This is a genomic window from Massilia scottii, assembly GCF_030846495.1.
In the GTDB taxonomy this organism is placed as follows: Bacteria; Pseudomonadota; Gammaproteobacteria; order Burkholderiales; family Burkholderiaceae_D; genus Telluria_A; species Telluria_A violaceinigra.
On the sequence record NZ_JAVCWM010000030.1, the window covers coordinates 68,874 to 78,052 of the forward strand.

Below are 9,179 nucleotides of genomic sequence, written 5' to 3' on the forward strand. Positions count from 1 at the left end.
GCAGCAATACTTGTCCACACAATAAAACCTAAAACTATAATTATTGATAAATACGTGACCACGATCTACCTTCCCGTTAACCGGTTTCATTCCGACGCCGCAGCGAGCAATTTTGGGGTCCATAATAATTCACCTCAAGACATCAGGTTTATCTGGCGGCTCTGCCCAGGCGACCAACAATACCTAAGTATGCCTTGGCATGATGCTTTGCCTTGTTACAGTCACTGCAAATCGTTACTCCGTTCTTGTAAGTAGTTTGACCGCCATCAATCCAAGCATCTATGTGATCGCACTCTAAATGTAACCCTGCCGCCAGCAGTGTCGCCCTGTGGCGAAGGCATACTTGGCAGGTATAGTTGTCTCGCGCAAAAATAATGGTTCTCAAAGTCGTTGGAAACACGCGTGACGAATATACCCGGCCACGCACTTCAGCAATTTGTTGGCGTAACTTTACCTCGGCGCGGTCCCTGTCCTGCCGCTCTTTATTCCATTTTTCTAGGCGGGGCCGAAAATATCGTGGTATCTGGACCTCAAGGAACGCCCCTCTATCATAAGGATCACCCTCGTCAGTCTCATGTTGCAATCCGACATACATCAGAGCGCGTTCGCGCGTTAATTCATCAATGCTCGTAGACCTCCGTATATGGAGTCGGCGCCAGCCCCATTTATAAGCCATCTCAACCGCTTTTTCAGATGAAAAAGCGCATTTCTTTGCCGCTAAATTTATCTTTCTATGTATGTTTGCCTGAAAAATGGCTGAGCCAAACCGCAATCCGATCGCAGCGAGTTCAGCACGGGAAGAATTCTCCCAGAAATTACGAAATGTATTTTCAAGATATCGGGGCAGTCCCATGAGCAGTTCCAGATGTACTTAGCGCAGCATAGAAGGGCGAGACAGTTGTTTGAGCTGTCCACGAGGACGATGCTGCTACGTGGATGTTGCTAATCACTTCGCAAATTTTTCGTCGAAGACTTTATTTCGCTCCTGAGCAATACTTTTGTCATTTCTATCCATCGCTAAAAAACCAACAACTGCAGCTAGCAGGACGATTACTACGATTATGACCGGCTTTTTTTCCACGATTCCTCCATTTTTGCGCGCTCAGCGTTCTGCTGATACCTCGTGTTGAAACAGCGAGTGCCGCCAACAATATAATCGCTACGATTATAAATGACGTTCTGCGCCCAAAGCAGCTAATTGCTGTGTCTAGAGCGAACAAGCCGAGGTTCCCGGCTCTGCTTGCTTCGCTTTTAACCCTGGTTACTTGGCCTTGTAGTCGCCAATCATTATTCGACCGTTGCCGATCTTCAAGCCCGTGTCGCGTACTTGGCGGACAGCCTCAATCAGCAACTCGTGCTCAGGCAATTCGCTGTGTTCTTCGGCGGTCAAGCAAACGCTCGATTGCCCATCGCTCCAGTACGCTGCTCGATAGCCTGGTGGGTTGTACGCGGATTGAGCGGTGTGCTTGAGCGCGATTCGAATTCCCGCGCTTACCTCGCCTTTGCCGAGTCGCTTGGCTTCTTCCACGCTGGCATCGTCCAGAAAGACCTGCTTGCGTTGGCCGCCGGTCATCTTGGGCGGTGCGCCTCGTTTGATTATCTTCGCGTCGGCCGCGCCGCCCTCTTTCTTTGTCATACTTTGTCCCATAATTCGTACATCATGTGGTGCGCGGCAGCTTCGACCAACAAAATCGGGTCGACGTAGCCGGGTTCATCGCGGGGATCATGCCCGACAGTTTCCTTATACCATAAGCAGATCGCGGCTTTGTCGGCCATGTCGAATGCACCCAGCTCCTTGTCCGCGCGGAAGACCGTAAAACGCAACGGTTCAGTTCCTAAATTCCTCAACTTGCCGCCGGCCGCGTTCCTCACGCATACGTGCATATCGTGGGTTTCAACCTCCCGGTGCAGAGTAACGACTAGCCCGTGCTCGTTGAATTCGACCTCGGGATTGCCCTCGAACGGGTCGCGGTCCATGTGGTTTTCGCTCATGATCAATTCGCCATCCAGTATTCGGTGCTCATCCATTCCCCCAGCATTTCAAGCCGGTCCGCGCCCGCCGCCGTCGGCCAACTTTGGCCTTTCGGGCCTGAGAAAACCACTCCCGCGACGTCGCCGTCCTTGATGCCGGCCGCGTCCATTAGCGGGTCCAGTGCGCGATCCAGGTCAGGATTTTCGCTAGCCTTGTCGAGCATGGCTTGTGTGATTGCCTGAAGATTAATCTGTGCGCGAGGCCGGCTTGGTTCGTTATCTTCGTCGCTCGGCGGTTCATCGTCCTCCAAGAAGTCGTCCCCAATATTGGGGTTTGAGGTGCAGTGGAACGGAAAACCGGGTTAAGGTCGGGTTCGCGGCTTACTCGTCGCTCGTCGGATTGCGCAACGGTCGCAACTCGCCCTTGGCCACTGCATCAGGTACTGAAAATGAATACCGGCCTAGCATGGTTGATGTGTTCATGCAACAGCGGCGACAACCTAGCCACGTCCTCATCCCGTACAATCGCTTACAGACACTGTCATCTCAGCAAAGAGCTGACCATTGCTAAATTGATAAGATGGGGAAGGTAACTTCAAAGCGGGTACCACGGGCACCAAAGGCCGGCCCATATGAAAGATTACCTTGCAGGTTTCGTACGAGTGAACTTATCACCTTCATACCTAAGCCTGACATCTCATCTGGTGCAAAGTTGGTAGGGAGTCCGGTACCGTCATCAGTAACGCCCAAGCAGTAAATAGCGTCATCTAGCCGCGTCAGCGATACAACCAGTTGGGATGCACCTTGTTTCATCGCGTTGGTAGCCAATTCGTTTACGATCAAACCTATCCGCACAATCTGTTCACTCGGCAAACTCACCGACACAGCGTCTACATGAATAGTTGTAGTTTCGTTCTTACTTAGCACGGATGATAGGCCGAGGCAAAGTCGTTGCAAGTACTCCGCGCAATCGGCAGTGTTTACCGTAGAGTCAGTCTGCATGTGCTTGTGAACTTCAGCGACCGCCATAATTTTTCCAGCCGCTTTAGTAATTTCCTCGGCAGCTGGCGTCCCGCGTAACTGCATGCTTTGGACACCAAGTAGCGACACAATCAACCCCAAGCTGTTGAGAACACGATGATCAATTTCCTGGGTCATCAGTTTCGCCTGGGCTAACGCCGCTTCCTTTTGTTCAACGGCGACACTAAGGTTTGCAATCGATTGGCGAGCAGTAAGCCGCAACTCCAACTGATCCATAACAACTCGAGCTAAACCTTGCAGATTTGCGATCTGATCTTGGCTAACTGAGCGGGGTTGAAAGTCCAACACACATAGAGTGCCTAGCTTAAACCCGTCATGAGTCTCCAGGGGTATGCCGAGATAGAATTGCAGGCCAAACTCACCGGCAACTAAGGGATTACTGATTGTGCGAGGATCAAGAGGCGCATTGCCCACCAGCCATGGGCCATCATGCATGATGGCCGACGCACACAATCCGGGCTCGCGCGCGATCTGCGCTACCTCGACTCCGTGGTGCGATTTAAACCAGATACGATCAGCATCAACAATGCTAATGATTGCAATAGGTGTACCCATCAAGCGTGCTGCGACTTCGGTTACATGATCGAACGAGCCATCGGGCGGTGTGTCCAAGATGTCGTAGCGGCGAACGCTTTGCATACGCTGCGCCTCATGTTCGTCTGGTGACAACACTGCTAGTGTCGAGTTCATCTCATCGATTCCTGTTGGCAAAATACTGTAAGTGTACTCCTACACTAAAAACCTTGCTAGTAGGGTAGCGAATACAGCTAGTGGTGGACATGAAAAACCAGCGACGTACATGCACCACCGTCATTCTTCCGGGAAAGCGTCCCCCGAACTCTCGAAGTCAGTGCAGAAATTAAGCCGGCTCCTTTCATTGGAGCCTTTGTTCCGAGCAATTCGTCAGTAGTCCCAAAGCCGGCGCCATTGTCGGATACAGCTATCAGCACGTTTCCATCAACTTGTCGAGCAACAACGAGGGAGACAGTGCTCATTGATGGACCTCCGTGTTTCATTGAATTAATTACAAGTTCGTTAACGATTAATCCGACGTTGCTTCCTAGCTCAAATGGCACACGAATCGGGTCCGTTGTCGTAGCAAGCGAAATTTTTCGCGTCGGGTCGATATTAAGAATAGACCGTGCAAGGTTAGTCAAATAGTGCCCAAGTTCAACGCTTCCATCAGCATTCTTGTACAACTCATCTTGGATCGTGGCGACTCCTCTTATCCGAGACATCGCTCCATCAAGTAGGCCCTTCGCTTCGTCGCTTTTTGCACGAATTTTTGATAGTTGTAAAAATGAGAGAATCAGTTGCAGATTATTCTTCACACGGTGATTGAGTTCGGCAAGTAGTGTACTTTGATGGTCTTCTAAATCACGTTGTGCAGTGATATCAATGCAACTTCCAAAATATCCTGCGAATTTACCATTGCGATAGAACGGAGCTCCGTTATCGAGAAACCACCGATACACCCCGTCTTTACGCTTCAACCGGTAAGGCATCGTAAATGCTTGGCGGGCATCAAAAGCCTCTACATAAGTCTTCACGCATCTGTCAAAGTCATCAGGGTGCACGTCTGAAGCCCATCCATAACCAAATAATTCCTCTTGTGTTTTTCCTGCAAAGTCAAGCCATGGCTTGTTAAACCAATCGCATTCTTTGTCAGTTCTCGCGCGCCAAATCATGACAGGAGCGTTGTCTGCAAGCTCCCGAAATTCTGAATCAATCATTTCCAACCACTTCGTGTTTTCGGGCATATAATTTTTTTGTTTAAAAAAGTTCTAGTGCGGCTGGAGCTACTGGGGGAGGAGGCGATTCACCTCTAACCAGTGCGGAGACAAACTGAGCACTTTGTTCCAGGTCATCCAAGCTGTAGGGTTTCGGCAAATATCCCATAGCGGCGTCCGGGTTGGCACGGGCGGAAGCCGGTTGGCCACTCACGAACACGCATGGAACCTGATAAGTATCACGTAACCCACGAGCAAGCTCAATACCTTCATCCTGTCCTTCCAAGTTGATATCAACAAAAGCTAGGTCTGGTCTACATTCCAATACAAGGGTTAGAGCCTCCGGCGCCGTGAAGGCTGGCCCAAGTACTTCATGTCCGAACTGTATCAACCACTCCTGAGCTATGAATCCGATCACAGCATCGTCCTCAACAAGCAAAATTTTCATTTTTCTACCTCCGATAGCGAATTGTACCGAAGCTCCGGTGGCTGAACTGTAGGAGAATTGCTCTTGTTGGACCGGAACTAACGAGGCGCCGGGTTGGTCCATTCACCTGCTGCAATTTTCCCAATAACGATGTCAACATAGGTTATACCCTAACCTGATGTCAGAATACCCCAACGCAAGCCGTCAGGATAGGATTGGTATCGTGATTACTTGACACATGCCCTGAACGGTCATAGAGTCTTTCCTGACACATGTTATTAAAGAGGCACGTTTTGAAAGGTCAGCGCATTGGGTATGCCCGGGTCAGCAGTTTCGACCAAAATCCAGAGCGGCAGCTCGACCAGGTCCAGGTGGACAAACTGTTCACTGACAAGGCCTCGGGAAAAGATACGCTCCGGCCTCAGCTCGACGCCCTGCTGTCGTTCGCGCGCGAAGGCGACACAGTAGTCGTGCACAGCATGGACCGTCTCGCGCGTAACCTGGACGATTTGCGCTGGCTGGTGCAGACATTGACCAAGCGCGGGATACGAATCGAATTCGTCAAAGAAAGCCTGAGCTTCACTGGAGAAGACTCGCCGATGGCAAACTTGCTGCTGTCGGTTATGGGTGCGTTCGCGGAGTTCGAGCGGGCCTTGATCGGCGAGCGGCAGCGCGAAGGGATCGCATTGGCCAAGCAGCGTGGCGCCTACCGAGGCCGCAAAAAAGCGCTGGTGATTGACCAAGTTGTCGAGCTGCGCCGCCGCGCATGCGCCGGCGAGCAGAAAGCGGCGCTCGCGCGCGAGTTCGGCATCAGCCGCGAGACGCTGTACCAGTACTTGAAAGTGACGCCGTAGCCGGCTTAACCCGGTTTTCCGTTCCACTGCACCTCAAACCCCAATATTGGCCATGCCGGCGTCGATCAGATCCCCGTTGACCCCAATGTCGAGATAGTAGTGGTCGACCTCGGCCGGACGCTGTCCGTCAAACCAGTGTTGGCGCGCGTCGTGATTGGCGAAGTCCTGTGTGCTGACACGACTTCCGCTGATCGACATGGAGTACACGCGCATGCGCTCGGGAAACGGCCCTGGCACGACTGCCGGCGTGCCCAGCGCATCCAAGGCGCTGATCATCCCCGGGAAGTCGTCTGGAAGGCTGTCAGCGGTAATACGCCCCGCCTCGATCGCTTGCTTGACGATGGTGCGCAGCTGCGTCAGCGACGCGTATGAGTTGCACGCTTCCTTGATCAGCAACGCGTTGGCGCGGTCGCTTGGGTACTCAAGCACGGCATTTTCGTCCCAGCATGCCGAAGTGATGGTGGCGATGGTGATGCAGTCCTTGTCTACGATCACGGTTGACTCGCCGTGATCGTATCCGCAAGGGAGGATGTCAAAAGGAACGGTTGGGAGAAGCGCGGTGCTGTTCATAGGTGATCTCGGTTCTGGACGCGCGGTTGCGCATCAACAGGCTACATTATATACACACTTAATTATTTACATACACACCTAATTAATTATATACACAAATTAATTGCATACACACTGAATCGCCGTGGAAACCGTCCCGCGCCCTCGCCAAGCGCCCAGTCGCCGGCAGATCGATGCGCGGCACCAGCTCGACGTCGAGCTGGTCGGCCGGGATGCCGTCGGCGCGAGCCGTCCAGTAGTCGAGGTGGGCGCCGTGAAGGTCGGATAATTGCATATTGGCAAGCTCTGAGAGAATCGGGGGTGAGGTTACATGTAAAGGCGAACGTAACTTTTCTTGTAACCTGATTTTGTGTAACTTTTTGGGACCCTCAACAGGTCCCGAATTTTGATCGAATGGCCTGGTCACGAGCTGGTCCGGCAGCTGCTCGGAGCGGCCCGGCGCTGCGCGCTTAACTCCTTGATTTTGCTCATGATATTAAGCATTCGCCGCGCTGCGGATGAGCGACTTGCGCAGCCGTGGAACATTCCGGCCGGTGGCGCCGCCGTGGTTGCTTTTCCGTGCTGGCCAGCCGGCGCAACCGTGCGCGAAACCGACGATATTGCACACAAGAAACCTCAACGTCAGAATTGACACTGAGGATTAGGTGTTGTCACGAGAGTCAAGCACCGCTAGGGCCGGTTTGACGCGCATCGCCCATTTTCCGCCCACCGTAGATTTTGTCCTCGATCCGGTCCTGCGCACGGCTGGCCACGTCCATGTTCACTTCCAGGTAGCCCATCGTGGTCTTCGGGTCCTTGTGGCGCATGATGGCCTGAATGGTCTGAATGGGCGTGCCTTCTTCCGACATGAGGGTGGCGCAGGTGCCGCGCAGGCGGTGGGGCGTGATCCCAGTCAGGGAGGTGGCGGCGTTGGCGCGGCGCATCGCGTATCGGGCGAATCCATCCGGCAGCGCCCTGCCCTGCTTACCTGGCGCGATGAGGCCCTGCGGTCGTCGTTGGGGTGCCAGGTACGCAACCAGCCAGCGCGGCATCGGCACTGGGACCGCCTCCTTCCCCTTGGTAATGCCGGGCGTGAAGGTTCGCCGCTCCCAGTCGATCCACTCCCAGCAGGCGCTGGCCGCTTCCGACTCGCGCAGGCCCAGGCCGTACATGAGACGCACAGCGATGGCGACGGACGGCGAGCGCGTGGTCGCCTTGTCGATCTCTGCCAGCCATTCGTCGGTGGTTTTGGTGGGCAAGGTGGCGCGCGGGATCTTCTGGACCGGCAGCATGGGCACGTCCCACGGCAGCCTGGGAATAATCTTGCGCTTGACGGCCCAGTTCACCAGCAGCTTGAGCTTGCGCAGCCAGTGGTTCGCGGTGGCCGGCTTGCGCGTGGCCAGGTGCGCGTTTCGCGCCTTCTCGATGATCTCGGTGCCTAAGTCGCTAATCAGCAGCTGGCCCAGCCCGTGAAGGTGCCGGCGCTTGAAAACGTCGATCCCGCGGCGATGCGACTTGCTGGCGATCGGCGCGCGCAGTTCCTCCCATTGCTCGATCAATTCCTCCAGCGTCGGGACCAGCTGCATGCCGCTCGCGAGCAGGACGGCATCGGTGTACGCCTTGGACATGATCGCGTGGGCGCGCTTGTGGTTCACCTCGTGGGTGCTGCGCTGGCGCCGCGCGCCACCGGCGAGCCGGAAGCGGTAGTGGTAATACTTGCCAACCTTGAACAGGGTGCTGGACATGCCGCCCCCCGGTCAGGCTGGGGGGATGAACGAACCGAGCTGGTGCAGCACCGGCGCCGGCGGCGGTTCCGGTGGCAGCGCCGGCGCGGCCATCGCTTCGTGCGCCTTCTTGATGCTGTGGCTCATGCTGTAGGCGGCCTGCCCAAAGCTTTTCACATGATAATAATAGGTGCGCTCGCTGATGCCGAGCGCGGCGGCCGCCTGCTTGGCCAGCGCAGCGTCGCCGACGTAATACGCCTTGAATGCCAGGAACTTGCCCTTCCATTTCTTCATGTCGGCCAATGTATGCACGGCCATGTTGAAATACTGCATGTCAGGGTGGTTACGGGCGTTTGGCTCCCTTCCCACCTTGGACGGCTGCAGGCGCCCAAGGGTTCCGCTGCTGGCCGGTCGCATGTAAAAGCTGCGTGTCTGGCACCAGCGCACCCACTCGTCACAATATTCTGCTACTACATCCCGATTTTTCATCTGTACTGCCTCCGTGGTCAATTCGCGGGGCAGTCTAAAGCCGGTTAAAGATTAACTTAGATTTTCACCTTAAAGCGCGCGGCGCCACGGAAACGCCGGCGAATAGCCAAGGAACAGGGGCTTGGCGAAGAAGTTGCGCACGCGCGGCGGGACGATCGAGCGCGGCGCTTCCGGTGCGCTCTCCTTTTCGAGCTGGTGCCGGGCGCGTGTCGTTAGTTTGTATTTGATCCCCTCGCGCATCAGACAGCCGCGCTCGACCAGATCGCAGTAAAGCTCGACCATCTTGCAGTGGTCGATGCCGGCCGGGAGCTTGCGCGTGACGAAATCCCCATGCACCTCGGCGCCCTGATAGATCGTCATTGGCCCCTTGAGGAACGCTGTCAGGATCTGCTCA

At 54.7% G+C, this 9,179-nt stretch carries 14 protein-coding genes; 1 reads left to right on the top strand and 13 read right to left on the bottom strand.

The genetic code is table 11. The features are described from left to right. Positions 1-148 precede the first annotated feature (148 nt). From RBA41_RS28485 to RBA41_RS28520, 8 genes are all read right to left on the bottom strand, one after another. Positions 149-853 (bottom strand): HNH endonuclease, encoded by a 705-nt coding sequence (locus RBA41_RS28485; protein WP_306627748.1) that lies wholly within the window; start codon positions 851-853, stop codon positions 149-151. 93 nt (positions 854-946) lie between these two features. Next, positions 947-1,081 (bottom strand): hypothetical protein, encoded by a 135-nt coding sequence (locus RBA41_RS28490; RefSeq protein ID WP_306627749.1) that lies wholly within the window; start codon positions 1,079-1,081, stop codon positions 947-949. A gap of 180 nt (positions 1,082-1,261) precedes the next feature. After that, positions 1,262-1,636, bottom strand: a complete 375-nt coding sequence (locus tag RBA41_RS28495; RefSeq protein WP_306627750.1) for a hypothetical protein — start codon at positions 1,634-1,636, stop codon at positions 1,262-1,264. Next, positions 1,633-1,992 carry a hypothetical protein gene (locus RBA41_RS28500; protein ID WP_306627751.1) on the bottom strand — a complete coding sequence of 120 codons (360 nt, stop codon included), beginning with the start codon at positions 1,990-1,992 and terminating at the stop codon, positions 1,633-1,635. Before RBA41_RS28500 ends, RBA41_RS28495 begins: the two co-directional genes overlap by 4 nt. Positions 1,993-1,994: 2 nt before the next feature. Next, positions 1,995-2,282 (bottom strand): hypothetical protein, encoded by a 288-nt coding sequence (locus RBA41_RS28505; RefSeq protein ID WP_306627752.1) that lies wholly within the window; start codon positions 2,280-2,282, stop codon positions 1,995-1,997. Between the two features lie 256 nt (positions 2,283-2,538). Beyond that, on the bottom strand, positions 2,539-3,702 hold the full coding sequence (locus RBA41_RS28510) for a histidine kinase dimerization/phosphoacceptor domain -containing protein (protein WP_306627753.1): 1,164 nt from the start codon (positions 3,700-3,702) through the stop codon (positions 2,539-2,541). A gap of 77 nt (positions 3,703-3,779) precedes the next feature. After that, a complete protein-coding gene (locus RBA41_RS28515; protein ID WP_306627754.1) occupies positions 3,780-4,772 on the bottom strand; it encodes a sensor histidine kinase in 993 nt (330 codons plus the stop codon). 13 nt (positions 4,773-4,785) lie between these two features. After that, positions 4,786-5,190 (bottom strand): response regulator, encoded by a 405-nt coding sequence (locus RBA41_RS28520; protein ID WP_306627755.1) that lies wholly within the window; start codon positions 5,188-5,190, stop codon positions 4,786-4,788. A 272-nt stretch (positions 5,191-5,462) separates the two neighbouring features. On the opposite strand from RBA41_RS28520, the gene RBA41_RS28525 reads away from it, so the two are divergent. Beyond that, the gene (locus RBA41_RS28525) at positions 5,463-6,023 is read left to right on the top strand and encodes a recombinase family protein (RefSeq protein ID WP_306627756.1); all 561 of its coding nucleotides are present in this window, start codon (positions 5,463-5,465) and stop codon (positions 6,021-6,023) included. A gap of 33 nt (positions 6,024-6,056) precedes the next feature. Here RBA41_RS28525 and RBA41_RS28530 read toward each other — a convergent pair whose 3' ends face one another. The 5 genes from RBA41_RS28530 to RBA41_RS28550 form a co-directional block, all read right to left on the bottom strand. Next, positions 6,057-6,593, bottom strand: a complete 537-nt coding sequence (locus tag RBA41_RS28530; protein WP_306627757.1) for a hypothetical protein — start codon at positions 6,591-6,593, stop codon at positions 6,057-6,059. Between the two features lie 82 nt (positions 6,594-6,675). Further along, positions 6,676-6,867, bottom strand: coding sequence for a hypothetical protein (locus RBA41_RS28535; RefSeq protein WP_306627758.1), 192 nt, complete (start codon positions 6,865-6,867; stop codon positions 6,676-6,678). A 385-nt stretch (positions 6,868-7,252) separates the two neighbouring features. After that, positions 7,253-8,317: a tyrosine-type recombinase/integrase gene (locus RBA41_RS28540; protein WP_306627759.1), complete on the bottom strand. Its 1,065-nt coding sequence runs from the start codon at positions 8,315-8,317 to the stop codon at positions 7,253-7,255. 12 nt (positions 8,318-8,329) lie between these two features. Next, the gene (locus tag RBA41_RS28545) at positions 8,330-8,629 is read right to left on the bottom strand and encodes a hypothetical protein (protein WP_233294975.1); all 300 of its coding nucleotides are present in this window, start codon (positions 8,627-8,629) and stop codon (positions 8,330-8,332) included. A gap of 225 nt (positions 8,630-8,854) precedes the next feature. Next, positions 8,855-9,179: hypothetical protein (locus tag RBA41_RS28550; protein WP_306627760.1), on the bottom strand; the 325-nt coding region annotated here is incomplete at its 5' end.